Consider the following 25,268-nt stretch of genomic DNA (forward strand, 5'->3'; position numbering starts at 1 on the left):
GTTAGCTTTCGCCGCCGGCGTTTCCGGTGGTGCCGGCGTTGACGTCGAGCAGGCGGTACTTCTCGATCGCCGCGGCCGGAACCGAGGAGTCCATCTCGCCACGGCGCACGAGCGATTCGAGCGCGCGCACGACCATCGACGGACCGTCGATCTTGAAGTAGCGGCGTGCCGCGGCGCGCGTGTCGCTGAAACCGAAGTCGTCGGCGCCGAGCGTCGCAAAGTCGCCGGGAACGAACTGGCGAATCTGGTCGGGAACGGCGTGCATGTAGTCGGTCGTCGCGATGAACGGCCCCTGGGTGCGCGACAGCTTGCTCGTCACGTAGGGGATCCAACGCTCCTCGTTCGGGTAGAGGAAGTTGTGCTCCTCCGCCGCGAGGCCCTCGCGACGCAGCTCGGTCCACGAGGTGACCGACCAGACGTCGGCCGAGACGCCCCAGTCCTGCGCAAGCAGGTGCTGGGCTTCGAGCGCCCACGGAACCGCGACACCGGAGGCCAGCAACTGCACCTTCGGTCCCTCGGTCTCGCCGGTCTTCAGCAGGTAGAGGCCACGGAGGGCGCCCTCCTCGTCGAAGTTCTCGGGAACGGCCGGCTGTTGCAGCGGCTCGTTGTAGAGCGTGATGTAGTACATGACGTTCGGGTCGGGGTGCGTTCCGCCGTACATGCGCTCGAGGCCGGCCTTGACGATGGCGCCGATCTCGTAGCCGTAGGCGGGGTCGTACGACACCACGGCCGGGTTGGTCGAGGCGAGCAGCAGCGAGTGGCCGTCGGCGTGCTGCAGGCCCTCGCCGGTCAGTGTCGTGCGTCCGGCGGTGGCGCCCATGATGAAGCCGCGCGCCATCTGGTCGCCGGCGGCCCACATGGCGTCGCCCGTGCGCTGGAAACCGAACATCGAGTAGAAGACGTAGACCGGGATGAGCGGCTCGCCGTTCGTGGCGTACGACGTGCCGGCGGCGGTGAACGCCGAGAAGGCGCCCGCCTCGTTGATGCCGACGTGCACGATCTGGCCCTGCGGGCTCTCTTTGTAGGCGAGCAGCTGTTCGCGGTCGACCGAGGTGTAGTTCTGGCCGTTCGGGTTGTAAATCTTCGCCGTCGGGAAGTAGGCGTCCATGCCGAACGTGCGGGCCTCGTCGGGGATGATCGGCACGATGCGGTGGCCGAAGTCCTTGGCGCGGAGCATGTCCTTCAGCAGTCGGGCGAACGCCATGGTGGTGGCGATCTCCTGCTTGCCGGAGCCCTTCTTCGCGATGTCCCAGGCCGACTCCTCGGGGAGGGCGATCTGGGTGTACTTCGAGCGACGCTCGGGCAGGTAGCCGCCGAGCGCACGCCGGCGCTCGTGCATGTACTGGATGGCCTCGTCGTTCTCACCGGGGGTGTAGTACGGCGGCTGGTACGGGTTCTCTTCGAGCGCCGCGTCGGTGATCGGGATACGCATCTCGTCGCGGAACTGCTTGAGGTTGTCGAGCGTCAGCTTCTTCATCTGGTGGGTCGCGTTGCGGCCCTCGAACGACGGGCCGAGGCCGTAGCCCTTGACCGTCTTCGCGATGATGACGGTCGGCTGGCCCTTGTGCTCGGTGGCCGCCTTGAAGGCCGCGTAGACCTTGCGGTAGTCGTGGCCGCCGCGCTTGAGGTTCCAGATCTGCTCGTCGGAGTAGTCCTTGACCATCTCGAGCGTGCGCGGGTCGCGGCCGAAGAAGTTCTCGCGCACGTAGGCGCCGCTCTCGGCCTTGTAGGTCTGGTAGTCGCCGTCGGGGGTGCGGTTCATCAGGTCGCGCAGCGCGCCCTCCGTGTCGTTCTTGAGCAGGTCGTCCCACTCGCGACCCCAGACCACCTTGATGACGTTCCAGCCGGCACCGCGGAAGAAGCTCTCGAGCTCCTGGATGATCTTGCCGTTACCACGCACCGGTCCGTCGAGGCGCTGCAGGTTGGCGTTGATCACGAAGTTGAGGTTGTCGAGGCCCTCGTTGGCCGCCCACTGCAGGGCGCCACGGCTCTCGACCTCGTCCATCTCGCCGTCGCCGAGGAACGCCCAGACCTGCTGCTCCGAGGCGTCTTTGATGCCGCGGTTGGTGAGGTAGCGGTTGGCCTGCGCCTGGTAGATCGCGTTGATCGGGCCGAGACCCATCGACACGGTCGGGAACTGCCAGAAGTCGGGCATCAGGCGGGGGTGCGGGTAGCTCGACAGCCCGCCGGTGAAGTGCGACTTCTCCTGGCGGAATCCGTCGAGCTGGTCGGTCGACAGGCGTCCTTCGAGGAAGGCGCGGGCGTACATGCCGGGGGAGGCGTGACCCTGGTAGAAGATCTGGTCGGCTCCGCCGGGCGCGTCGTGGCCGCGGAAGAAGTGGTTGTGTCCGACCTCATACAGAGCGGCGGATGACGCGTAGGTCGAGATATGGCCGCCGACACCGATGCCGGGGCGCTGCGCGCGGTGCACGGTGATCGCCGCGTTCCACCGGATCCAGGCGCGATAGCGGCGCTCGAGGTCTTCGTTGCCGGGGAACTCGGGCTCGTTCTCGGGTGCGATCGTGTTGAGGTAGTCCGTCGTCGGCACCATCGGCACGCCCAGGTGCAGCTCCTTGGAGCGCTTGAGAAGGCTGAGCATGATCTCGCGAGCACGCTGGTGTCCGTGAGCTTCGACGAGGGCGTCGAGTGATTCTTGCCACTCGGCGGTCTCCTCAGGGTCTCCGTCGATGTTGTTCACCGAGTATGGATCCTGGTCGTTAACCGTCACCGTTGACCTCTTCCTGGGTTGAGTCAGATCGTGCGAGCCGCCGTCGAGCAAGGATTACGCTGCCGGTTTTGTAGGACTACGCCAGAACATTCTATGCATCGCGAGAGGTTCTGGCTGGCACCCGCGATCGCGTCAATCTGCGCATTCGGCTGCAGCGAGCGTAGGATAACGAATCGTGTTTGCTCGACGTTGTTAGCCGGGCACGAAAGGACGCAATCATGGCTCTGGAGAATGACACCCAGGCACCCGACTTCGAATTAGCCAACCAATTCGGCGAGCACGTTCGCCTCGGCGAATTCAAGGGAAAGAAACCGGTAGCGCTGGTCTTCTTCCCTCTCGCCTTCTCATCGACCTGCACGAGCGAACTCTGCGGACTGAGCGAGAATCTCGCCATGTTCAAGAGCAACGGCGTCGAGCTGATCGGCATCTCCGCCGACTCGAAGGCGACGCTGCGCGCGTTCGCCGAGGCCGAGGGCTACGACTTCACGCTGCTCGCCGACTTCTGGCCGCACGGTGCCGTCGCCAAGGAGTACGGCGTGTTCCTCGAGGAGAAGGGCTACGCCAACCGCGCGACCTTCCTCATCGACATCAACGGCATCATCCGCGCGAGTTTCATCACCGCACCGGGCGAGCCGCGGTCGATCGAGGAGTACCGCGCCGCCCTCGAGGAGATCGTGCCGGTTCCGGTCCACGCCTGACACCGGCGACTGATACACCGGCCCCGAGTCATCCGGCCTGATTGAATGGGCGTATGACCGACCACCTCGGCGACCTCGCGGCATTCATCGCCGCCTCGCCCTCCTCGTTCCACGCCGCGCACGAAGCGGCCCGCCGTCTCGAGGCCGCCGGCTTCGCCCGCTTGGACGAGACGCACGAGTGGCCCGACGGCCCCGGTCGCCGTTTCGTCGTGCGCGACGGCGCGGTCATCGCGTGGGTGCAGCCCGAGGGCGCGGTCGGGCATACCCCGTTCCGCATCGTCGGAACCCACACCGACTCGCCCGGCTTAAAGCTCAAGCCGAAACCGAGCACCGCGGTCCACGGCTTCCTGCAGGCGGGGGTCGAGGTCTACGGCGGGCCGCTCTACAACTCGTGGCTCGACCGCGAGCTCGAGTTCGCCGGACGCCTGGTCACGACGGACGGCGCCGAACATCTCGTGCGCACCGGACCCTTCCTGCGCATCCCGCAGCTCGCCGTGCACCTCGACCGCGGGGTGAACGAGGGCCTGCGCCTCGACCCGCAGCAGCACCTCAACCCGGTGTACGGGCTGGGCGACCGGTCGACCGGTGATGTCGTGGGGCACCTTGCCGGGTTGGCCGGCATCCGGGGGGCGGATGTCGCGGGGTACGACATCTCCGTCGCGGACACCGCGCCCGGGGCCGTCTTCGGCCTCGACGGGGCGTTCTTCGCGGCCGGACGCATGGACAACCTGGTCTCCGTGCACGCCGGACTCGCGGCCATCACCGCCGCGCCGCTCGCGGCCGGTCACGTGTCGGTGTTCGCCGCGTTCGACCACGAAGAGGTGGGATCGGAGACTCGTTCCGGTGCCGCCGGCCCGTTCCTGGGCGATGTGCTCGCCCGCATCGGCGACGGCCTCGGTGCCACCGAGTCGCAGAAGCTGCGGGCCTTCGCGGCCTCGTGGTGCTTCTCGGCCGATGCCGGACACTCGGTGCACCCCAACTACGCCGAGCGTCACGACCCGGCGAACCGGCCGGTGATGGGCCGCGGCCCGATGCTCAAGATCAACGCCAAGCAGCGCTACGCCACCGACGCGCACGGCGCCGCCGAGTGGGCCCGCGCCTGTGCCGCGGCGGGCGTCGCGTACCAGGAGTTCGTCTCGAACAACGCCGTGCCCTGCGGCTCGACGATCGGCCCGCTGACCGCCACGCGGCTCGGCATCCGCACGGTCGACGTCGGAATCCCGCTGCTGTCGATGCACTCCGCGCGGGAGCTGTGCGCGGTGGGCGACCCCGCCGACCTGGCCGCCGTGCTCACCGCGTTCCAGCAGGCCTAGCCGAGGCCTGCCGGCCGGGCTCGCACCGCGCCGCCGCCGCAACTCAGGCAGGATCTCGGATGCGACGGGGCGCGGTCGTGCGGATCCCCGGAAACCCGGCCACGAGCATCCGCCCACCGGTTTTTCTGCCTGAATTGCGCTCGGAGTGACCGCCCGCTGGCCAGCCGCCCGCCCGCCGACCGCCGGCCCGCCGCAGCTAGCCGAGCAGCGACACCGCTCGAGCGATGACGAGCGCCAGGATCACGAAGCCGGCGAACGACTCGATCAGCATCAGGAGTTTCGCCCGGTGCGAGAGCGGCATGGCGTCGGTCGGGCTGAACGCCATCGAGTTCGACGCCGAGAAGTACAGGTAGTCGACGTAGCTCGCGGTCCAGTCCGAGGTGTTCGACGACCGCACGGCGACCTCCCGCACGGCGTCGTGGTCTTCGTCTTGCGGGAAGCGGAAGTCGGCCTGCGGCAGGTCCGATCGCTTCGCCTGGGTGCGGGTGACGGGGCCCCCGCGGTCCATCTCCCAGTAGATGAGGGCGAACACGATCACGTTGGTGATCCACACCTGGGCGGCGGCGAGCAGCAGCCCTGGCCCGTCGCTCTTGTCGGCGTGTACGAGCTCGTAGACGAGCTGCACGAGCGCGACCAGGTTGGCCGCTCCGAGAAACAGCACCTGGCCGACCGACAGCCGACGCGACCACTTCGTCTGCCGGTGGAAACGCAGGGGGTTCACGGCGATCAACGGGATGAACATCAGCGCGGCGATCGCCACCGCCGTGTAACGCAGCTCGGGCAGGAAACTGCTCGGCAGCAGGGCGTACAACACGATGGCGACGAGGAGAGCCGCCACCGCCGGCCAACGGTGTTCGGCGCGCGCTGCGCGCTCAGGGGTGGTGCTCACGGGCCCGAGTGTATGTCGTACTATGGAGACTCGTTGTTTCGCCTCGCGCGGATTGACGGGCCTTTAGCTCAGTTGGTAGAGCGCCACGTTTACACCGTGGATGTCATCGGTTCGAGCCCGGTAGGGCCCACAGTGAAAGCCCCCGCTCAGGCGGGGGCTTTCGTGTTTCCGCAAGTGTCTGGCCGCGGGTTGCGCCGACAGGCATCCGGTGATGGTGTGGAAGCAGCCGTCATTCATCGGCAGGAACAGGAGCGCACCATGAGCGATGCAACCAGCGGCCGCGTGGAAGAGAACGACGACGTCTTCACCGACCCCGCGATCGACAAGCAGACCGTGACGAACGACGCGGTGGCGGGCGAGACCGTGATCGACACCGGACACTACGCGGGTGCTACCGGGTCCGAGCCGCTCGAGGCCGAGCCCGACCTCCACGAGGGCACGATCGACCCCGATTCGATCGACCTGCGCGACGAGGAGTAGCCCCCTAGCCCACATGGCCCCCGGATAACCGGGGGCCTTTTTCGTGCCCCACCGGCCACCCCAAGAAGTCCCGTCGCGTTCAGTTCTCCGTAACGACTCCGTCAGCGCGCACAACTTCGCGTCCGTAGTCTCCCTCTCGGCCCGCACATCGAGCGTGCCCCGAGACCAACGAGATTGCGGATGCGAACCACTACCCGAAGACTGCGAAACCTGGCCGTGATCACCGGCGCATTCGCTCTGATGCTCACCCTGTCCACCACCGTTCCGGCTCCGGCGGCGATAGCCGTACCAGAGCCCGCGGGCCTCGGCGCACCCGAGCGCTTCCTGATCGAGAACCTGCACGCGGCGGGCAAGGTCCTCGAGATCGGCAACGAGCGCGCCCAGAAGACCGGCGTCACCCCCGACTCGATCGCGGCGGCCGCGATCTTCGCGCGTGCGACGGTTCCCGCCACTCTCTCGGCGCAGGCCATCACCGCGTATCCCGTGCTCGGACTGACGGCCACCTACGTGTTCGTCAACCAGGACGGCGAGGTTCTCGTGCGCGACGCGAACGACAGCCCGAACTTCCGCTCCCTCAGCGTGTCGACGGCGGGGGTCGCCGCCGAGGCGCAGAACCCCTACGCCCAGTGGACCGCGGTCGACGCCGGCGCCGGTGCCGTCTACCTGCAGAACGTGCAGAAAGACCCGAACGGCCGCTCGGCCGCGCTCGACATGTACGACTGGAAGACCGACGACGGTTCGCAGATCCAGACCTACGACGCGGGAACGGCCGCGGTGCAGAAATGGATGCTGCGCTCGCTCACCCCCGAGGTGCCGGTCTTCTCCGGCCGCACCGAGACCGGCGCGGCCCCGACACCTCCGTCGTCGCGCACCGCCCGGTACAGCTGGGGCGCCACGGTCGCCGTCACGCCCATCACCTGGATCATGCCCGACGCGTCGGTGTGGAACACCGACGGCACCGTGACGATCACGGGAACCGGCACGGGCTACTTCGGCGAAGCTGTGCCGGTAGCCGCCGAGTACCTGGTCGGCTCCCTCGGCGACGCCGTCGACGTGGCGATCAGCGGGCACGCGGGAATCACGATCAAGCAACTGCGCATGCTCGAACCCGCGCGCGTGCAGCGCATGATCTCCGGCTCGGCGAACACGGTCTCCGCTCCCGTCACCTGGGACTGGGCCGGCATCACCGACGACACCACCGCAGTGGCGGGCACCTTCACCGTGCCGGCCACCGCCGAGACGGGCTTCACCGCCCGACTCGTCGTCACCATCGTCGCGACCGCGAAGGTCAACATCGCCCGGGGCGCCGGTGTGCACTTCGGTGCCTTCTTCGGCGAGGGCAAGGCCCTCAACGACGGCAACCGCGATCGCGCGGGCTTCTCCGACTGGAGGAGCGGTGGCGCACCCAACCGGGTGGTTTCCAACAAGGTGATGTACTTCTTCGACCAGCCCCGGCAGATCACCGGTGCCGCCGTCTACGACCGCGGTACCGACGCGAAGCTGAACGTGGGCACCGCAACGGTGCAGTACCGCAACCTGACCGGTGGCTGGGTCGACCTGCCCGCGACGAACGTCGTCTGGCCGTACGTCAACACCACGCCGAAGCTCGAGCTGACGGTCGACAGCACACCCGTGCTCGCCACCGGCGCGCGCGTCGTGTTCGCCGTCAAGTCGACGGCCACCTGGATGTCTCTCTCCGAGTTCGAGGTCTACGGCCCCGACTTCGCCCCGGCCCGCTGATCGCGGACGGTAGACCCCTCATGTCTCGCGCCACATCGCTTACAAGGAACCCAATGACCTCGCACCCACGCCGACGCGCCCTGCGTCGCGCACTCGCCGCCTCGATCAGTACCGCCGTCGCCCTCGGCATGGCGACGGCGGGTGTCGGCATCGCCTCGGCGGCAACACCCGATGCGCCCGTCGACGACCAGCGCTCGAGCTTCGTCCTGCCCGTCATCCCCGACACCCAGTTCTACTCGCGCTACAGCGCCTCGCAGTTCTACCCCAAGTACGGAACCAACCCGTTCGAGGTGCAAGCCAAGTGGATCGTCGACAACCAGGATGAGTTGAACGTGCCGTTCGCGGTTCACGTGGGCGACGTCGTCGACCAGCAGGGCGTCACGGGGGAGTGGGAGGCCGCCGACAAGGCGATGGACATGCTCACCGCGGGCAACGTCCCGTACTCGGTGATCCCGGGCAACCACGACGTATCCGACATGAACGCCCGTTCCTCCACCGGCATCTCGGCCAACTACCGCGCGCGCTTCGGCGCCTCGGCCATGGCCGCACAGGCGTCGAAGACCGGCAGCACCCTGCTCGGCACCTTCCAGGACGGCCTGTCGTCTGCCTACCTGTTCGAGGCCGAGGGACACACCTGGATGTCGCTCGCCCTAGCCTGGAACGCGTCCGACGACACGTTCGCCTGGGCCCAGGGCATCCTGAACCAGCACAAGAACGTGCCCGTCGTGCTGTCCTCGCACGCTATCATCAACATCGCGGAAGACCAGGCATCGCCGGCTCCGTGGTGGTGGGGCGACCTGCTCTGGGACACGCTCATCCGCAAGAACGACCAGATCATGCTCACCGTCAACGGCCACTTCCACGGCTCGACGCAGCAGACCCGCACGAACGACTTCGGTCACCCCGTGCACCAGATCCTCACCGACTACCAGATGGCCGCCGACGGCGGAAACGGCATCATGACGCTGTTCGAGTTCGACCTCACCAACCAGAGGATCGACGTCGAATCGGTTTCGCCCTGGGTGACCGTGAAGGACGCCGACTCGCTCGCCTCGTCGGACACCCCCGTGCTGACGGGCCCCAACCAGTCGTTCAGCTTCGCCTTCGACTTCAACGGTCGATTCGGCTGGAAGACGGATGCCGCGCAGGAGGACAACGCGGACCTCTCGGAGAGCGCCAAGAAGATCGTGTCGAAGGGCTGGGTCGGTAACGGAGGCGGCGACACGCTCGCGGCCGCGGGCGCACCGTCCGACTACGTGAAGGTCGACGGCACCGTGGCGCACTGGCGCTTCGGCGAGGTCGCGGCCGGTGTGGTCGACGAATCGACGGTCATCCCCGACATCGCCGGTGCCAGCCCGATGTACCGCAACGCGATCGGCACGACCGACTCGCCCGAAAAGCTCGAAGACGTCAACGTGACACACCTCAACGCGGCGCACTACTCCGCCGACGCGGGCGCGGTCTGCTTCACCGACGCGACGCGCAACACGACCGGGCCCGACCGCCTGTCGTACATCACGACCGAGTACGGCGCCCCGGCGACGTTCGCCGATCTCAACGCCGACGACGGCTACACCGTGGAGACGTTCCTGCAGCTCGACGCGAACTGGACCGAGACCGCGAACCGCTGGAGCGCTGCCCTGACCCGCGGCGGCTCGCGCGAGTGGGCCGGCATCAACGACAGCTCCGACGCCGGAGCCGGCGTCTCCTGGTTGGGCATCTCCAACCTGCGCGAGTACCAGTACTCGGCGGCTACGTCCGATTCGGGCGAGAGCTACACCCTGTGGTCGGGCGAGATCATGCAGAGCGCCTGGCACCACGTCGCGATCGTCAACAACCCGGTCGCCGACACCGCGATCATGTACGTCGACGGTGTGCCGGTGCTGCGCAACGCCTCGAAGGTCGGCGGAATGATGGCATCCGACTTCATGCCGTGGATCATCGGCGCCTCCACCTGGAACTCCGAGGTCGAACACGGCTGGAACGGCTGTGTCGGCGAGACGCGCATCGTCGACCACGCCCTCACCTCGAACCAGTTCCTCTACAACCGCCTCGACATCGACGCCACCGGGCCGAACTTCTCGGTGACCACCGACCTCGGCACCGTCTACCCGTCCGACGCCAGCGTCGCGACGTTCGGCGGCACGGGACTCGCGGGCGCCTCGGTGCGCGTCGAACGCGATGGAACGATTGTCGGCAAGGCGGATGTCGCGGCCAACGGTTCCTGGACGGTGCGCCTCGACGCGCCCCTCACCGGCTCGGGTTCGTACGACCTGACCTTCGTCCAGTCCATCGGAACCCGCGACGGCGCCGCCCGCCAGGCCGTGCTCGTGATCGGCGAGAGCAGCGCCTGGACCCCGTCCGACGCCGACCTCCTGGCCAGCCTCGAGGGCGACGTCACCGTTACGCCGAACCCGTTCCGAGCGGGCGACACGCTGACGATCACCGTGCCCACGGGACACGAGGGCGAGACGGGCTACCTCTTCGCCTTCTCCATCCCGACCGCTCTCGGCGCCGCGAGGATCGGCGCCGACTCCACGGTGCGGGTCGTCACCCCCTCGAGCCTCCCCGTGGGCGAGCACCGCATCGCGGCTTATTCGGCGACGGGTGTGCTGCTCGGCTGGCAGCGGGTCACCGTCGCGGCGGCCGTCGGCGCGGACCCGGTGATCGTTCCGATCGGTGGCCCGATCGGTCCGATTGTCGGCGCTCCCGGCACCCCGGGAGCCGCACCGGCCGGCACCAACGGCACCACGCCCGCCGGTATATCACCGGCGGCCGCTTCGCCGTCGGCGGCGACCGGCGTGCTCGCCTACACGGGTGTGTCGATCTTCGGCACGCTGCTCGTCGCCGCGGCCGCTCTCATCGCCGGTGGGATCCTGCGCAGTCGCCAGTCGCGCCGGGTGCAGTAACTTTCACGCGGGGCCCTACAGTGACGGGGTGGGTAATTCTCGGGCCGTGACCGCCGGCGCTCTGGCGCTCGTCGCCGCCTCCGTGCTCTGGGGCACCACAGGCACCGCCGCGAGCTTCCTGCCCGACAACGTGAGCCCGCTCGCTATCGGGGCGAGCACCATGGCGCTCGGCGGCATCCTGCTGTTCGCCGTCTCGGCCAGGTCTGCCGTCGCCGCACTGCGCGACGGGTGCGCGCGGCGCTGGTTGGCGATCGGAGCCGTCGGAGTCTTCGTCTACCCCCTCGCGTTCTACAGCGCGATGGATGCGTCGGGCGTCGCGATCGGAAACGTCGTGGCTCTCGGCTCGGGTCCGGTCTTCGCGGCCATCTTCGAGTGGATCTGGGAGCGTCGCGGGCTCTCCGCCCGCTGGCTGGTGGCGACGGCGGTCGCTGTCGTGGGCATCGTCCTGGTGAGCTTCGGGCGACCGACGGATGACACGGCGGGAGGTTCCGGCGTCGGCGCGGGCGTGCTGCTCGGCCTGCTCGCCGGTGCGGCCTACGCGCTCTACACCTACGCCTCGAGTCGTGCGATCGCGGTCGGGCACGACGGCCGCAGCGTCATGGGCGGCATGTTCGGCCTCGGCGCCGTCGCGCTGCTTCCCGTGCTGCTCGCGCTCGGCGCTCCGCTGCTGCAGTCCGCGCAGAGCGTCGGCATCGCCGCCTACCTCGCGATCGGACCGATGTTCGTCGCCTACCTGCTCTTCGGCTACGGGCTCACTCACCTGCGCAGCAGCATGGCGACGACGGTGACCCTCATAGAGCCTCTGGTCGCCACTCTGCTCGCCGTGATCGTGGTGGGGGAGCGGCTGCAACTCGTCGGCTGGGTCGGGCTCACGCTGATCCTGGCGGGGGTAACCGTGCTGATTGCGGCTCGGCAACCGCCGAAAACTCGCAGGGCGTTCTAAGATTTCGGCATGAACAGCACGGGCGATCCACGCGGCGACGATGTGAGCGGCGTCGATCCGTTCGATTCGTCGGCCGAAGACGAGTTCGCACCGCCCCGGATTCGCCGCTCGACCTACACGCCGCCGCCGCAGTACCGCGACACGGTCGCGCCGCCCGAAGCACCCGCCGAGCCCGTCACGCCAATGGTGCAGGCGCCGCCCGCGCGGGCCACGCCGGTCGAGTCCGCCCCCGTGCAGTCGGCTCCCGTGCAGTCGGCTCCCGAGCCGATTTCCGAACCGGTCGCCGAGGCGCCGCGCGAAGCGCCGCCGACCTGGGTGCTACCCGCGCCCCAGACGCCGGCACCCGAGGCACCCGAGATCCCCGCGCCACCGGCGGCGTGGACGCCCCCGGCTGTGGCACCGGCACCCGCGGCATCCGCGCCCGTCTCCGAGCCGCTCACGGCCGCCCCCGTCTGGAGCCCGCAGGCAGACCTGCCCGCCGACCCACCGGTAGAGCCGACAGCGCCCTACCGCGCTTGGACGCCTGAAACCCCGGTCGACGCCGACGCGTACTGGAACACGGCCCGCCCCGCCTCCTACTCACCCGAGAGGGTCGAGCCGCCCGTCGAGCCCCTTCCGCCGGCACCCGTCTGGTCGCTCGACACCGGGCTGCGTGAGGACGCGGAGCTGCCGAACACTCCACCGCCACCGCGCAACGATCCGTACCGCCCGTGGACGCCCGAGCCCTTCGCCGAGACCACCCCGCTGTGGAATGCCCTCTTCCCGGACGCCCCGCCGACGCCCGTCGGTACCGCGGTTCCCGCGCCCGCTCCGGAGGTTTCGGATGTCTCGGAGCCGCAGGTTCCCGCGCCCGAGTCACCCGCTCCCGCTTTCCCCGAGGATGCTGCCGCGGCCCTCGCCTCGCAGGCCCCGCCGGCGGGCCGGCCGTGGGTTCCGCAGCGCCGGTCACTTCCCGACGACGAGTTGCTGAGCGTGCTCGAGGCGACCGACAACAAGCCCGGCGGCACGCTGAGCGCGATGGACGCGCTCGAGAACGAGATGCGCCTGCGCGAGATCGAGGTGCAGGAGTACCGCGACTGGGAAGACTCGATGCTCGCGGTCGGTACGCCGGAGGCACTCGCCGCGGTGGCCCAGGTGCGACCGGAATTCAGCGCCATCGTGATCCCGGACGAACTCGTTCCGACCCAGGCAATCCCGATCCAGTACCCGGCCGCTCCCGAGCCGGTGCAACCCGAGCCGGTGCAACCCGAGCCCGTGCAACCCGAGCCCGTGCAACCCGAACCGCAGGTCGAACCCGACGACGAGGTGTCGCACGACATGCCCCAGTCGTGGTTCGACGCCCTGGTCAACCCGACGGAACCCGAGGTCGAGTTCGAGGCCGAACCCGAGGCCGAACCCGACAACCAGCCTGACGTCGTTCGCGACATCGTTCGTGAACCACCCGTGACGACTCCCGCCGTCGGCGCCGCTCCGGTCGCCCCGGTCGCGGTGCCCACCGGCTATCCCGTGCCCAAGTTCGACGCGCTCATCGCCGCCGACTCCGCGCCCGACGCCCCGCCCGGGTCGCCGCCCGAGACAGGCGCCGATGTCGCGCCGGAGGAGAAGCGAAAGCGCCCTTTTGGCGTCGCCGTCGCTGACGGCAGCCCCCAGGAACCCGCCGCCGCACAGGTCGGCGCCGTAGCGCCCTCCGCCGGACGCGTGTCGGTCTTCACCCTCGAGCAGTCGGGGGAACGACCGACGCCGCGCGAGCTGCGCACCGGGCACGCCGCTCGGCTGTTCTGGCTCTGGTTCGCCGCCAACTCCTCGGTCGTCAGCCTCGGCCTCGGCGCCATGGTGTTCTCGCTCGGAATGAGCCTGCGGCAGTCCATCGTCGCCACGCTCGCGGGTGTGGCCCTGTCGTTCATACCGCTCGGCCTCGGCACACTGGCCGGTAAGCGCAGCGGGCAGCCGACCGTCGTGGTCTCCCGGGCCGCGTTCGGCATCGTCGGCAACGTGCTGCCCGCGATCCTCGCTCTCGTGTCGCGGGTGTTCTGGGGCGCCGTGTTGCTCTGGCTCTTCGCGACATCCGTCTCAGCACTCATCGGCGACGGTAGGTCGACGGCCGGGCTCGTGGTCGTGTTCATCGTCGTCGGCGTGATGCTCGCGGTGGTCGTCGCCTTCCTCGGCTACTGGCTGCTCGCCCGCGTGCAGCTCGTCGTGAGCATCGTCTCGGCCGTGCTCATCGTCGGCTTCGTCGCCCTCACCTGGCAACGCGTCGACTTCACCGTCGCGCTGTCCGTCGCCGACGGGCCGTGGGTGCTCGTCGTCACCGGCGCGGTCGCCGTCTTCGCCTTCCTCGGCCTGGTCTGGGCCAACAGCGCCTCCGACCTCGCCCGCTACCAGCGTCCGGGGGCCTCTGCCGGCTCGAGCGGGTCGAACATGCTGTGGGCGGGATTCGGTACGACTCTGCCGAGCTTCGTGCTCGTGGCCTACGGTGCCCTGCTCGCGGCCTCCGACGGCGCGCTCGGGGCCGAGCTCGCCATCGACCCGGTGGGCGCGCTGACGGGCATCCTCCCGGGCTGGTACGCGGTGCCGCTCGTCGTGGCTACCGCCTTCGCGCTGCTCTCGGGCGTCGTGCTGTCGACCTATTCCGGAGCGTTCGCACTGCAGGGCGTCGGCCTGCGGGTCGAACGTCAGTGGGCCACCGTCGCCGTCGGCGGCATCCTCGCGGTCGTCGCCGTCGGCTTCACCCTGCTCGACCTGCGTCTCGACGACGTCTTCCGCGACGCCGCCACGACGATCGCGGTGCCGGTGGCCGCGTGGGCGGGCATATTCGCCGCCGACACCATGATCCGCAATCGCGCCTTCCACACCGAATCGCTGCTGCGCGCGGGCGGCGTCTACCCGAACGTCAACCGGGTCAACCTGCCCGCCCTCGTGGTGATCACCCTCATCGGCTGGGCGTTCACGTCGGCGACGGTCGCCGGGCTCGGCTGGCAGGGGTACGGTTTCGCGGTCGCCGGCGTCGACCTCGACGGCCCGCTGGCCGGCAGCGACCTCGGCGTGCTGGTCGCGCTCGTCCTCGGGATCGTCACGCCGCTCGCCACGGGAATCGGCACGATCCGACGTCAGGAAGCTGCAGCGCGCCAATTGGGCCGCGCGACGCCAAAGTAGAATCGACGCATGTCCCCCACACTCGCCGAGGTCAACGCGGTCGTCGAAACCCTCTGGCCGCTCTCCGGCGCCGAGTCGTGGGACGCACCCGGACTGCTCTCCGGCGACCCGACGCACCCCGTCACCTCGATCCACCTGGCGGTGGACGCCGTGGCCGACACCGTCGACGAGGCCGTCGCCGCGGGCGCCGACCTGCTGCTCGTGCATCACCCGCTGCTGTTGCGCGGCGTCACCTCGGTCGCCGAAGACCGGTACAAGGGCGCGCTGCTCGCGACCCTCATCCGTGCCGACTGCGCCCTTATCGCGGCCCACACCAACGCCGACGTCGTCGAGACCGGCACGTCGGCGGTCTTCGCCGAGAAGCTCGGCCTCCTCGACGCCACTCCGATCGTGCCCTCCCCGTCGAATCCCGCGCGCGGCCTCGGCCGCGTCGGCCATCTCGCCACCCCGACCACCCTCGGCACGCTCGCCCGCGAACTCGGCGACATCCTGCCCGCGACGGCCAGCGGCATCCGGGTCTCCGGCGACTTCGACGCGACCGTCACGACCGTCGCCCTGTGCGGGGGAGCCGGCGACTCGCTGCTCTCCGAGCCAGCCGTGCTCGCGGCCGACGTGTACATCACGAGCGACCTGCGTCACCACCCGGCCTCCGAGGCCCGCGAGAACGCGCGAATCGGGTCGGGCCCGGCGCTCATCGACGTATCGCACTGGGCGAGCGAGTGGCTGTGGCTCGAGACCGCCGCCGCCCAGTTGCGCGAGAATCTTCCCGGCGTGACCGTGACGGTGAGCGACCTCCGCACCGATCCCTGGGATTTCGTTGTTATCCAGTAGACCCCCACGACCAAGCAAGAAAGCGGTGAAGGCCTCATGGCTCTGAAAGCCAGTCCAGACGCGCAGGCAAGACTGCTCGACCTCCAGGCCCTCGACACGAAGATCGCCCAGCTTACGCACCGGGCGAAGGGCCTTCCGCAGCACGCCGCCATCGCGAAGCTGCAGGCAGAGATCGATGCGCTGCGCATCGTGCTGCTCGAGCAGTCGGGCGCGCGCGAAGACGTGCTCACCGAGCTGGGACGCATCGAATCGGATGTCTCGCTCGTCACCGCGCGCATCGCACGCGACACAGAGCGGGCTCAGCACTCCACCTCGGCGAAAGACGCGCAGGCGTTCGAGCACGAGCTGTCCAACCTGGCCAAGCGCCAGTACGACCTCGAGGAGATCGAGCTGACCGTCATGGAACGGCTCGAGGAGCGCGAGAACGCCCTCGCGGCGACCGGCGCCGGCATCGAGTCTCTTCAGGCGCAGATCGACGCGATCGTCGTCGAGCGCGACGCCGAACTGGTCGGGCTGCAGGCCGACATCGTGGCGGCCAACGCCGACCGCGCGGCGATCGCCGGAACCGTGCCCGACGACCTGCTGGCCCTCTACGACAAGCAGCGCCTGCGCTACGGCGTGGGCGCATCGCACCTGCGCTTCGGCGTCTCTAGCGCGAGCGGCGTGAAGCTGCTCGAGAACGAGATGGCCGAAATCCGTGCGGCGGCGCCCGACGACGTCATCATGTGCGCCACCAGCGAGGCCATCCTGGTGCGCACGAAGGAATCCGGGCTCTGAGCCCACCGGTAGACTCGTCTACCGAATGGGTCGGCAAGACGGTCGCGTGGTCTGGCAACAGGCCCCGAGGAACGTCCGGGCTCCGCAGAGCAAGGCGGTGGGTAACACCCACCCGGGGTAACCCGCGAGACAGTGCAACAGAAAGCAGACCGCCCGCGGCGCAAGCCGAAGGTAAGGGTGAAACGGCGGTGTAAGAGACCACCAGCGGCCGGGGTGACCCGGTCGGCTATGTAAACCTCGCCAGGAGCAAGATCACACAGGAAGCGTTACGGGCTGCTCGTCCAGTTTCCGGGTAGATCGCTAGAGGCGTGCGGCAACGTACGTCGTAGATAGATGGCCGTCCAGCGCGCATCCTCGGATGCGCGTCAACAGAACCCGGCGTATCAGCCGGCCCATTCGCCCCACCGGTCTACAGCGGCTTCTTCATCTGGGTGGCGGTGACGGCGTAGCCGAGGGCGCTGTACAGGTCCTTGGCGACGGCGTTGTAGCCGAACACGTTGAGGCCGATCGCGGTGGCGCCGCGGTGCTTAACCGCGGCGTGCCCGAGCTCGAGCGCGCGTCGCGCGTACCCGCGTCGGCGGTGCGCCTCGTCGATCTCGATGTCGAACACCCACCACTCCGTGGCGCCGGAGGGCGAGGGCCCCCGCCAGAGATGACCGACGACCGTGTCATCCGCCCGCACGTCGAAGACGAGGTGGGTGTCGAGCGGCCGGTCGCCCGGGAAGTTCTCCTGCCGCGAATCGACCGCCTTCTGCGTGGCGACCTCCCGCGACTCTCCGGCGAGCATGCGCGACTCGATGTATCGCGCGTGGCGGGTCTCGATCCAGTCGGCGAGTCGGCTCTGGGCCATGGGATCGAGGCGAACTGTCATGCGGTCAGCCTAGGCGAGCGCTCACCGATCCCGCCGGTCGCCTAGGCGATGTCGTCGGCGTCGTTCTCGCCCTCGAGCAGCGCCTTCAGGGTGTGCAGGTCGGCGGCGATGGTCGCGGCGTCGTGCTCGAACTCGTCGTCGGTCTGGTCGTCGGAGCGGCGCAGGGTGAAGAGCACCTCGCTCGCGGTTCCGTGCTGGATGACGCGCATCGGGTTGTAGAAGGTCTCGCCGCTCGCGAGGGTGACCGTGTGATCGAGCACGCCCAGGTCGTTCGGCTCGGCGAAGCGAATGGTCAGCCGGCCCATCGGCGACTCGACGACCCACTCGTCGTCGATGAGCTCGATGCCGTCGCCGATTCCGCTCGCCCAGGTGGGGAGGTTCGTATGGTCGGAGGTGTAGTCGTACACCTCGTCGGGGGGTCGGTTGATGTCGACGGAGATGTGCCGTGATTCGGATGCCATGGGTCCAGTCTCGCTCGCGGCCCCCGGTTCGGTCTAGATTGGGCCCATGGATGGCACAGCCGCGGTCGATTCGTATATGGACTCTCTCGACCACCCGTTCGCCGCGGAGCTTCAGTCGGTACGGCAGTACATCCTGTCCGCGCACCCGAGCGTCTCTGAGCGCATCAAGTGGAAGTCGCCGAGTTTCCATGTAGGCAAGGACGACCTAGGCGCCTTCGAACTGCGACCGACCGCGTTCCTGCGCCTCATCCTCGTGTTCCCGCACGGACTGGTCGCCGACCCGACCGGCCTGATGTCGGGCACCTGGGCGGACCGCCGCGAACTACGGTTCACGAGCGCCGCGGATGTCACGGCCAAACGCTTCCCGCTGCAGCACGTCGTGCGCGACTGGGTGGCGCTGCTGCCCGAATCGCGCTGACGCGGGCTCAGGTCGTGCCGCGGCCCGCGAAGAGAGCGTGCAGCAACGGCGCAATCGACGCAATCATCAGCACGGTTCCGAGCCCGGCGTCACTCGTCTGCAGAACGGCGCCGGCGATGAGCAGGGCGCCGAACAGCAGCGCCGACACCAGCCGTCGCGCCGTGCGGTCGAGTCGGGCGACCTGACGTTCGAGACGGGGACTGTTGACCGACAGCGAGCCGTCTTCCAGCCGCGTGACGAGCCCGTCGAGCCGTCTCGGCAGCCGTAGGGTGACCGCCGCGATGTCGAGGGCCTGCCGCCCGAGGTCTTGCGCGATGTTTCCGCGCTCGTCGCGGATCAGCTGGGCGGCGTAGGGCTCGACCGAGTCCCAGAGGTTGAACGAGGGATCGAGCGCGCTCGCCACACCCGACGTCAGGGTCATCGCGCGGATGACGAGCAGGAAGTTCTCGGGAAGCTGGAACGGCAGCGAGCGCACGACCTCGCCGAACTGCGCCGCGAAGATACGGAACTCGCGCGGGTCGACCTCGGGTAGTTCGGCGAAACCCATGGCTCCGAACCGGGCGAAGAGCTCGGTCATGGCGCGTTCGAGTTCCACGGTGTCGGCCGTCGAGAGAAGCACGCCCGCGTCCTGCATGGCGGTGACCAGACCCTTGCCGTCGCGTGAGGCCGCCGCGATCAGCAGTTTGCGGAGCGAGCTGCGCGTCGTCGCCGGAACCTCGCCCATCATGCCGAAGTCGATGAACGTGAGCCTCCACCGGCGCCCGCCGGCGGCGTCGTCGGCGACCGGGGTGACGAAGATGTTGCCCGGGTGCGGATCGGCGTGGAAGAAGCCGTGGGTGAAGAGCTGGTCGAACATGACCTCGGCGAAGACCGGTGCCACCTCCGTGGGATCGATGCCCGCGGCTCGAAGGGCGTCCGCATCGGTGATCTTGATCGCGGTCACGTCTTCGAGGGTCAGCACGCGCCGGGTGGTCCGTTCCCAGACGACGGCGGGCACCGTCACCCGGTCGTCGTCGGAGAAGATCTCGGAGAATCTCTCCAGACTGGATGCCTCGTGCAGATAGTCGATCTCTTCGAGGCTCGTCTGTGCGAACTCCTCGACGAGCGCGGGCGCGTCGACGCGGTCGGAGACGAGCCGCACGTGGCTGAGCCAGCCGCCGACCTTGCGCAGCGCCGCGAGGTCGACGTCGACGATCACGTCGATGCCCGGGCGCTGAACCTTGACCACCACGGCGTCGAGCCCGGTGTCCGCGGCGTCGATCGGGCCGAGGCGAGCCCGATGCGCCTGACCTAGAGACGCGGCCGCGACCGGGGTCTCGACCACGGCCGTGAAGACGCGGTCGAGCGGTGCGCCCAGCTCGGTTTCGGCGAACGCGCGGATCGCCGTGAAGGGCACCGGCGGCACCTCATCCTGGAGGCCCTCGAGTTCCTTGGTGATCTCGGGCGGAAGCACGTCGAGCCTCGACGACATGTACTGCCCGACCTTGATCATGAGCCCGCCGAGATCGACCGCCAACACGTGGAAACTCCGCGCGAACCGTCGCATCCTGGACGCGCGGGTGCGTTCGGCGACCTTCCGCAGCCCGATCCGCGGCAGGAACAGCTCGAACCACCAGGTCACCGCGAGGTACCAGGAGGCAAAGCGCAGAATGCGACGGTACCGCGCGCGTCCTTCCGGGGCGATATGCACCGGTGTTCTCCGCTGCTGTGGAACCGATGTCACCCGCGTCAGTCCTGGGCGAGAATCGAATACAGCCGGCGGCGGGCGTCGTCGAGCACGGCGACGGCCTGCGTGACCTGTTCTGCTGATCCCGTGCGGCTGACCTGCGCCGCGGCCTGCGCGAGTTCGACCCCGGCCTTGGGAAGCGCGGCGAAGCGGTTGCTCTGGGCGGAGTCCGTGGTGTCCCACGGAGAACCGCTCTCGTCTCCCGCGACGGCGCGACCGGCCTCGGTCAGCGAATAGATCTTGCGGCCGTTGGATTCCTCGGCGCTGATCAGGCCCTCGTCGGCGAGCAACTGCAGGGTCGGGTAGACCGAACCGGCGCTGGGCTTCCAGCTTCCTCCGCTGCGCTCTTCGATCTCGCGGATGATCTCGTAGCCGTGTCGCGGCTTCTCGGCGAGGAGAGCGAGCACCGCGGTGCGCACCTCGCCGCGGCCCACGCGCGTGCCCGCGCGCTTCTCGAACTTTTCGCGCAGCTGCTCCATCGCCTGCCACACACCATCGAAGTTGCCGGCGCCGAATGCGCCCGTTGAGGTAGCCATCATGTTCTCCTAGTCGGTCGTGAACGATATAGGACGATAGCCCTAACGATATACCTCGGCGCTATGTTTCGCCCGGTGTGAATCGGTAGCCCATGCCGGCCTCGGTGAGCAGGAAGCGCGGTTTCGACGGCTCTGCCTCGAGCTTCTTGCGCAGTTGCGCCAGGTACAGCCTCAGGTAGCCGGTGTCGGTCGTGTACTGCGGACCCCACACTTCGGTGAGCAGCGTCTCGCGGCTCACCAACCGGTGCGGATTCCGCACCAGCACCTCGAGCAGCCGCCACTCCGTGGGGGTGAGGCGCACGGGCGCTCCCGCACGGCTGACCAGATGGGTGGACAGGTCGACGGTCACGTCGCCGAAGGTGACGACCGGTTCATCCGTCGCTGTCGGCGTGCGCCGACCCAGGGCGCGGATGCGCGCGAGCAGCTCGTCGGCCGCGAACGGCTTGGTGACATAGTCGTCCGCCCCGGCGTCGAGCGCCTCGACCTTGTCGAGCGAGTCGCTGCGGCCCGACACGACGAGGATCGGCACGGTCGACCAGCCCCGCACACCCTCGATCACCTCGATGCCGGTGAGACCGGGCATGCCGAGGTCGAGCACGATGATGTCGGGATGCCCGTCGGCGGCGAGCCGCAGCGCCTCCCGACCGTCGCTCGCGGTCAGCACGTCGTAGCCCCGCGCCGACAGGGTGATGCGCAGCGCGCGCAGGATCTGGGCGTCGTCGTCGGCGATCAGAATCTTCACGAGGCATCCGTTGTCGAGAGGGGGAGGGCGACGACCATGGTGAGTCCTCCGCCGGGGGTGTCTTCGGGCTCGAGCGTACCGCCCATGGCCTCCACGAAGCCCTTCGCCAGCGCGAGGCCGAGTCCCACGCCGGTGGTGTTGTCGGTGTCGCCGAGCCGCTGGAACGGCACGAACACGTCGTCGCGGCGTTCGGCGGGGATGCCGGGACCGGCGTCGATCACGCGCAGCTCGACACGTTCGGCGAACTCGCTCGTCGCGATGACCGGCGCGACGCCCTCGGGCGAGAAGCGCAGCGCGTTGTCGAGCAGGTTCACGATCACCCGCTGCAGCAGAACCGGGTCGGCCGACACCGGGTGCAGGTCGGCCGTGAGTTCGAGCCGCACCTCGCCGGGCGAGGTGCCCAGTTCGTCGAGCGCGCCGAGCACGACCTCGTCGATTGCGATCGGCTCGACCGACACGCCCAGTACCCCGGCCTGCAGGCGCGACGCGTCCAGCAGTTTCGTCACGAGCGAGGCGAGCGCGCCGAGACTCTCCTCGGCGGTCTCCAGCAGGTCGGCGCGGTCGGGGGCGGAGAGTTCGACCTCGGTCGAGCGCAGGCTGGTGACCGCGGCGGTCGCGGCGGCGAGGGGGCGGCGCAGGTCGTGGCCCACGGCGGCGAGCAGCGCGGTGCGCAGCCGGTCGGCCTCCGCGATCGGCCGCATCCCCTCCGCCTCGGAGACGAGGGAACGCCGCTGCAGGGCCGACTCGATCTGAGAGAGGAACGCCTCGAGGATGCGCCTGTCGGACGCCGGCAGATCCGGGCCGCGCAGATACAGGTGGGCCGTTGCGCCGAGGGGCAGGTCGGTCTCCACGTCCTCGGGCGAAGCGAGGCCGGATTCGGTGGCAGTGTGGAGGGCGACGCCGTTGTCGTAGACGATCACGCTCGTCATACCGAATGCCTCGCGCATGCGCGTCACGAGCGCCTGAACCGCGTCCTGGCCCTGGAGCACGCTGCCGGCGACCGTCGCGAGGGTCTCCGACTCGGCGAGGGCGCGGGCCGCCGCGCGCGACCGGCGCGCGGCCTGGTCGACGACGATGCTGACGAGAACGGCCACGATGACGAACACGACGAGCGCCACGAGGTGCAGCGGGTCGTTCACGGTCATCGTGTACAGGGGCGAGACGAAGAAGAAGTCGAGCAGGAAGCCGGCGAGCAGCGCCGAGACGAGCGCCGGCCAGATGCCGCCCACGAGAGCGACGATGACCACGAACAGCTGGAACACGAGAACGTCGCTCGTGATCGACGCGTCCGTGCGCACGAGGCCGAGAAGATAGGTGACGACCGGCAGGCCGAGCAGCGCGAGCGCGAGTCCGCTGAACCGGCGCTTCGACGACAGGGCGCCGCCGACGCGGGGGAGGGCGCGGCGGCCCGCCGCGGCGTGCGACACGATGTGCACGTCGATGTCCCCGGCCTCCCGGATCACGGCAGCGCCGTTTCCGGATCCGCCGAGCAGGGTGCTGAACCAGCCGCGACGGCTGACACCGATCACCAGTTGGGTGGCGTTGACGCTGCGCGCGAACGCGACGAGCGCCTTGGAGATCTGCTCGCCGACGACCTGGTGGTAGCTGCCGCCGAGTGTCTCGACGAGTTGCCGTTGGGCGGAGAGCACGCCGGGGTTGATCTCGGCGAGGCCGTCGGTGGGGGTCACGTGCACGGCGAGCAACTGACCGCCGCTCGACCGGGCGGCGATGCGGGCGCCGCGGCGAAGCAGCGTCTCGCCCTCGGGACCGCCGGTCAGTGCGACGACGACCCGCTCGCGCGCCTCCCATTTGGAGTCGATGCCCTGCTCGGCGCGGTATTTCTGCAGCGCGCTGTCGACCTCGTCGGCGAGCCAGAGCAGCGCCAGTTCGCGCAGCGCGGTCAGGTTGCCCAGCCGGAAGTAGTTCGAGAGCGCGGCGTCCACCCGGGCCGCGGGGTAGACGAGTCCCTCGCCCAACCGGTCGCGCAACGACTGCGGCGCGAGGTCGACCAGCTCCACCTTGTCGGCGCCGCGAAGCACCGCGTCGGGGACGGACTCGCGCTGGGCCGCCCCGGTGATCTGCAGCACCACGTCGTTGAGGCTTTCGATGTGCTGCACGTTCACCGTCGACATCACGTTGATGCCGGCCGCGACAAGCTCCTCGACATCTTCCCAGCGCTTGTCATTTCGCGAACCTGGAGCGTTCGTGTGGGCCAGCTCGTCGACGAGCGCCCACGCGGGCCGGCGGGCCAGCACAGCGTCGAGATCCATCTCGGTGAGCGCCACCCCGCGGTGGTCGACCGTCGAGCGCGGTACTACCTCCAGGCCGTCGACGAGCGCCGCCGTGGCGGCTCGCCCGTGCGTCTCCACGACCGCGACGACGACATCGTTTCCCGCGGTGGCGAGGCGCCGTCCCTCCTCCAGCATGGCGTAGGTCTTGCCCACGCCGGGGGCGGCGCCGAGCAGTACGACGAGGCGACCGCGGCTCATGCCGGGTCTGCCGTGCGATTGGTCATTGAGGTCTCCACCCTGAATCTTAGACTCGACCATCCCATCGACCCCCGCCACGTCGAGCGTTCGTCCACGGCACCCCAGACGGCCAGCAGCTGAACCCTCGCCCGTTTCGCCCGTGTCGGAAATTCAGGACTTCCGGTTCAGCCCGCACGGCCAGCCCCCACCATCGCCCGGGATGCCGCTCGACTATCGACGCGGTCCCCTGAGTTTCCGAAACTGCCGGCCGCGAGCCACCCGGGCGACCACTCGCCATCGCCGGTTGCGCCGTCTGGGGCGCAAACGCGTCCCCGACTCCCCAATCGGCGCAACCCGTGGACTTCAGCCCGGCCCGCCCAGCCCGCCAACCCGCCCGTCGCTCACGTGTTGAACATTCAGGACTTCGGATGCGCCTCGCGCAGCCCGAGCCCGCCGTTCCGCGGGGACGCCGATCACCCCTCGACGCCGATTCCTGAATTTCCGAAATCCGCGGGGGTGGGAGTTCGTGGGGTGGGAAGCGACCGCCCGCCCGCGCGACTCTGCGAGCTACGCGATGCCCTCGGGCTTCTTCACGGCGAGTGCGGCCGCGCCGAGAATGCCGGCGTTGTTGCGCAGCTTCGCCGGCACGATCGGAGTGGTGAGGTTCAGCAGGGGGAGGAACTGCTCGTGGCTCTTCGATACTCCGCCGCCCACGATGAACAGGTCCGGGGAGAAGAGGAACTCGACCGTGGAGTAGTAGCGCTGCAGGCGCTTGGTGGCCCACTTCTCGTAGGTCAGGCGCGAGCGCTCCTTGGCGGCGTACGACGCGCGGGTCTCCGCGTCCTTGCCGCCGATCTCGAGGTGCCCGAGCTCCGAGTTGGGGATGAGCACCCCGTTGTAGATCATCGCCGAACCGATTCCGGTGCCGAGCGTGGTGAGGATGACCAGACCGTCGACGCCTTTCGCGGCCCCGAAGCGCACCTCGGCTACTCCGGCCGCATCCGCATCGTTGACGAAGGTGATGTCGCGACCGAGCGTCTTCTCGAACAGCACTTCGGCGTCGAGTCCGATCCACTTCTGCGACACGTTCGCGGCCGACATGGTCTTGCCGTTCTTCACGATCGCGGGGAAGCACACGCCGAGCGGCACGTCGGCCGCGACTCCGCCGAGGGCGTCGATGATCTCGACGACCGTGGCGAGGATGGCCTCGGGCTCGCCGCCCGTGGGCGTCGGCAGCTTCACCCGGTCGCTCAGGAGTTCGCCGCTGTCGATGTCGACTATGGCCCCCTTGATTCCGGTTCCACCAATGTCGATACCCAGCGCCGTTGTCATGATCCCAGCCTAGTTGAGCCGCGGGCTAGGGGAGTGTCAGCACCTCGGCGCCGCGCTCGGTGACGACGAGGGTGTGCTCGAACTGCGCCGTCCAGCTGCGGTCTTCGGTGACGACGGTCCAGCCGTCGGCCCACATCTCCCACGCGGGCGAACCGCCGAGGGTGAGCATCGGCTCGATCGTGAACACCATGTTCTCGACGATCTCGTCGGCGAACCGCGGAGCCGAGTCGTAGTGCGGGATGATCAGCCCGGA

At 69.0% G+C, this 25,268-nt stretch carries 20 protein-coding genes, 1 tRNA gene and 1 other RNA gene; 12 read left to right on the forward strand and 10 right to left on the reverse strand.

Annotated features, from left to right (window positions below; translation table 11 throughout):
• Position 1: 1 nt before the first annotated feature.
• Complete coding sequence (gene aceE, locus ACLQ6X_RS09965; RefSeq protein WP_411700011.1) at positions 2-2,728, reverse strand: pyruvate dehydrogenase (acetyl-transferring), homodimeric type; 2,727 nt, start codon at positions 2,726-2,728, stop codon at positions 2-4.
• Between the two features lie 218 nt (positions 2,729-2,946).
• Here aceE and ACLQ6X_RS09970 point away from each other — a divergent pair, with 218 nt between their 5' ends.
• Positions 2,947-3,426 (forward strand): peroxiredoxin, encoded by a 480-nt coding sequence (locus ACLQ6X_RS09970; protein ID WP_188509557.1) that lies wholly within the window; start codon positions 2,947-2,949, stop codon positions 3,424-3,426.
• Between the two features lie 53 nt (positions 3,427-3,479).
• Positions 3,480-4,739, forward strand: a complete 1,260-nt coding sequence (locus ACLQ6X_RS09975; protein WP_411700012.1) for a M18 family aminopeptidase — start codon at positions 3,480-3,482, stop codon at positions 4,737-4,739.
• Between the two features lie 196 nt (positions 4,740-4,935).
• Here the strand turns inward: ACLQ6X_RS09975 and ACLQ6X_RS09980 are convergent, their stop codons facing one another.
• Positions 4,936-5,628: a hypothetical protein gene (locus ACLQ6X_RS09980; RefSeq protein ID WP_411700013.1), complete on the reverse strand. Its 693-nt coding sequence runs from the start codon at positions 5,626-5,628 to the stop codon at positions 4,936-4,938.
• Positions 5,629-5,685: 57 nt separating this feature from the next.
• Between ACLQ6X_RS09980 and ACLQ6X_RS09985 the strand changes: the two genes are divergently transcribed.
• The 9 genes from ACLQ6X_RS09985 to rnpB all read left to right on the forward strand — a co-directional run bounded on the left by ACLQ6X_RS09985 (position 5,686) and on the right by rnpB (position 16,860).
• Positions 5,686-5,758: transfer RNA gene (locus tag ACLQ6X_RS09985), tRNA-Val, on the forward strand.
• A gap of 128 nt (positions 5,759-5,886) precedes the next feature.
• Positions 5,887-6,108 (forward strand): hypothetical protein, encoded by a 222-nt coding sequence (locus ACLQ6X_RS09990; protein ID WP_411700014.1) that lies wholly within the window; start codon positions 5,887-5,889, stop codon positions 6,106-6,108.
• Positions 6,109-6,288: 180 nt separating this feature from the next.
• Positions 6,289-7,848 (forward strand): RICIN domain-containing protein, encoded by a 1,560-nt coding sequence (locus tag ACLQ6X_RS09995; RefSeq protein ID WP_411700015.1) that lies wholly within the window; start codon positions 6,289-6,291, stop codon positions 7,846-7,848.
• A gap of 53 nt (positions 7,849-7,901) precedes the next feature.
• The gene (locus tag ACLQ6X_RS10000) at positions 7,902-10,757 is read left to right on the forward strand and encodes a metallophosphoesterase (RefSeq protein WP_411700016.1); all 2,856 of its coding nucleotides are present in this window, start codon (positions 7,902-7,904) and stop codon (positions 10,755-10,757) included.
• Between the two features lie 28 nt (positions 10,758-10,785).
• Complete coding sequence (locus tag ACLQ6X_RS10005; protein WP_411700017.1) at positions 10,786-11,700, forward strand: DMT family transporter; 915 nt, start codon at positions 10,786-10,788, stop codon at positions 11,698-11,700.
• Between the two features lie 9 nt (positions 11,701-11,709).
• On the forward strand, positions 11,710-14,853 hold the full coding sequence (locus tag ACLQ6X_RS10010) for a cytosine permease (protein WP_411700018.1): 3,144 nt from the start codon (positions 11,710-11,712) through the stop codon (positions 14,851-14,853).
• Between the two features lie 9 nt (positions 14,854-14,862).
• On the forward strand, positions 14,863-15,684 hold the full coding sequence (locus ACLQ6X_RS10015; protein ID WP_411700019.1) for a Nif3-like dinuclear metal center hexameric protein: 822 nt from the start codon (positions 14,863-14,865) through the stop codon (positions 15,682-15,684).
• A 36-nt stretch (positions 15,685-15,720) separates the two neighbouring features.
• Positions 15,721-16,461 (forward strand): zinc ribbon domain-containing protein, encoded by a 741-nt coding sequence (locus tag ACLQ6X_RS10020; protein WP_411700020.1) that lies wholly within the window; start codon positions 15,721-15,723, stop codon positions 16,459-16,461.
• A 26-nt stretch (positions 16,462-16,487) separates the two neighbouring features.
• Positions 16,488-16,860: RNase P RNA component class A (gene rnpB, locus ACLQ6X_RS10025), an RNA gene on the forward strand.
• A gap of 10 nt (positions 16,861-16,870) precedes the next feature.
• On the opposite strand, the gene ACLQ6X_RS10030 is transcribed toward rnpB, so the two are convergent.
• Positions 16,871-17,332 carry a GNAT family N-acetyltransferase gene (locus ACLQ6X_RS10030; protein WP_411700021.1) on the reverse strand — a complete coding sequence of 154 codons (462 nt, stop codon included), beginning with the start codon at positions 17,330-17,332 and terminating at the stop codon, positions 16,871-16,873.
• A gap of 41 nt (positions 17,333-17,373) precedes the next feature.
• Positions 17,374-17,793, reverse strand: a complete 420-nt coding sequence (locus ACLQ6X_RS10035; protein ID WP_411700022.1) for an SRPBCC family protein — start codon at positions 17,791-17,793, stop codon at positions 17,374-17,376.
• A 46-nt stretch (positions 17,794-17,839) separates the two neighbouring features.
• On the opposite strand from ACLQ6X_RS10035, the gene ACLQ6X_RS10040 reads away from it, so the two are divergent.
• A complete protein-coding gene (locus ACLQ6X_RS10040; protein WP_411700023.1) occupies positions 17,840-18,211 on the forward strand; it encodes a DUF1801 domain-containing protein in 372 nt (123 codons plus the stop codon).
• Positions 18,212-18,218: 7 nt separating this feature from the next.
• On the opposite strand, the gene ACLQ6X_RS10045 is transcribed toward ACLQ6X_RS10040, so the two are convergent.
• From ACLQ6X_RS10045 to ACLQ6X_RS10070, 6 genes are all read right to left on the reverse strand, one after another.
• A complete protein-coding gene (locus ACLQ6X_RS10045; protein ID WP_411700024.1) occupies positions 18,219-19,934 on the reverse strand; it encodes an ABC1 kinase family protein in 1,716 nt (571 codons plus the stop codon).
• A 5-nt stretch (positions 19,935-19,939) separates the two neighbouring features.
• Positions 19,940-20,473, reverse strand: a complete 534-nt coding sequence (locus tag ACLQ6X_RS10050; protein WP_411700025.1) for a PadR family transcriptional regulator — start codon at positions 20,471-20,473, stop codon at positions 19,940-19,942.
• 61 nt (positions 20,474-20,534) lie between these two features.
• Positions 20,535-21,215, reverse strand: a complete 681-nt coding sequence (locus ACLQ6X_RS10055) for a response regulator (protein ID WP_411700026.1) — start codon at positions 21,213-21,215, stop codon at positions 20,535-20,537.
• Entirely contained in the window at positions 21,212-23,704 is a 2,493-nt protein-coding gene (locus ACLQ6X_RS10060; RefSeq protein WP_411700027.1) for an ATP-binding protein, read from the reverse strand. Before ACLQ6X_RS10060 ends, ACLQ6X_RS10055 begins: the two co-directional genes overlap by 4 nt.
• A 546-nt stretch (positions 23,705-24,250) precedes the next feature.
• Positions 24,251-25,015 (reverse strand): polyphosphate--glucose phosphotransferase, encoded by a 765-nt coding sequence (ppgK, locus tag ACLQ6X_RS10065; protein ID WP_411700028.1) that lies wholly within the window; start codon positions 25,013-25,015, stop codon positions 24,251-24,253.
• 25 nt (positions 25,016-25,040) lie between these two features.
• Positions 25,041-25,268 (reverse strand): M24 family metallopeptidase (locus ACLQ6X_RS10070; RefSeq protein ID WP_411700029.1); only part of this gene is annotated, 228 nt, incomplete at its 5' end.

It is taken from the genome of Conyzicola sp., from assembly GCF_046714715.1.
Lineage (GTDB): Bacteria > Actinomycetota > Actinomycetes > Actinomycetales > Microbacteriaceae > Conyzicola.

What these genes read in the sequence shown, in the direction of transcription:
- ACLQ6X_RS09970 (WP_188509557.1), top strand. Translation starts at nt 2,947, where the DNA reads ATGGCTCTGGAGAATGACACCCAGGCACCCGACTTCGAATTAGCCAAC.
- ACLQ6X_RS09975 (WP_411700012.1), top strand. Translation starts at nt 3,480, where the DNA reads ATGACCGACCACCTCGGCGACCTCGCGGCATTCATCGCCGCCTCGCCC.
- ACLQ6X_RS09990 (WP_411700014.1), top strand. Translation starts at nt 5,887, where the DNA reads ATGAGCGATGCAACCAGCGGCCGCGTGGAAGAGAACGACGACGTCTTC.
- ACLQ6X_RS09995 (WP_411700015.1), top strand. Translation starts at nt 6,289, where the DNA reads ATGCGAACCACTACCCGAAGACTGCGAAACCTGGCCGTGATCACCGGC.
- ACLQ6X_RS10000 (WP_411700016.1), top strand. Translation starts at nt 7,902, where the DNA reads ATGACCTCGCACCCACGCCGACGCGCCCTGCGTCGCGCACTCGCCGCC.
- ACLQ6X_RS10010 (WP_411700018.1), top strand. Translation starts at nt 11,710, where the DNA reads ATGAACAGCACGGGCGATCCACGCGGCGACGATGTGAGCGGCGTCGAT.
- ACLQ6X_RS10015 (WP_411700019.1), top strand. Translation starts at nt 14,863, where the DNA reads ATGTCCCCCACACTCGCCGAGGTCAACGCGGTCGTCGAAACCCTCTGG.
- ACLQ6X_RS10020 (WP_411700020.1), top strand. Translation starts at nt 15,721, where the DNA reads ATGGCTCTGAAAGCCAGTCCAGACGCGCAGGCAAGACTGCTCGACCTC.
- ACLQ6X_RS10030 (WP_411700021.1), bottom strand. Translation starts at nt 17,332, where the DNA reads ATGACAGTTCGCCTCGATCCCATGGCCCAGAGCCGACTCGCCGACTGG.
- ACLQ6X_RS10035 (WP_411700022.1), bottom strand. Translation starts at nt 17,793, where the DNA reads ATGGCATCCGAATCACGGCACATCTCCGTCGACATCAACCGACCCCCC.
- ACLQ6X_RS10040 (WP_411700023.1), top strand. Translation starts at nt 17,840, where the DNA reads ATGGATGGCACAGCCGCGGTCGATTCGTATATGGACTCTCTCGACCAC.
- ACLQ6X_RS10050 (WP_411700025.1), bottom strand. Translation starts at nt 20,473, where the DNA reads ATGGCTACCTCAACGGGCGCATTCGGCGCCGGCAACTTCGATGGTGTG.
- ACLQ6X_RS10060 (WP_411700027.1), bottom strand. Translation starts at nt 23,704, where the DNA reads ATGAGCCGCGGTCGCCTCGTCGTACTGCTCGGCGCCGCCCCCGGCGTG.
- ppgK (WP_411700028.1), bottom strand. Translation starts at nt 25,015, where the DNA reads ATGACAACGGCGCTGGGTATCGACATTGGTGGAACCGGAATCAAGGGG.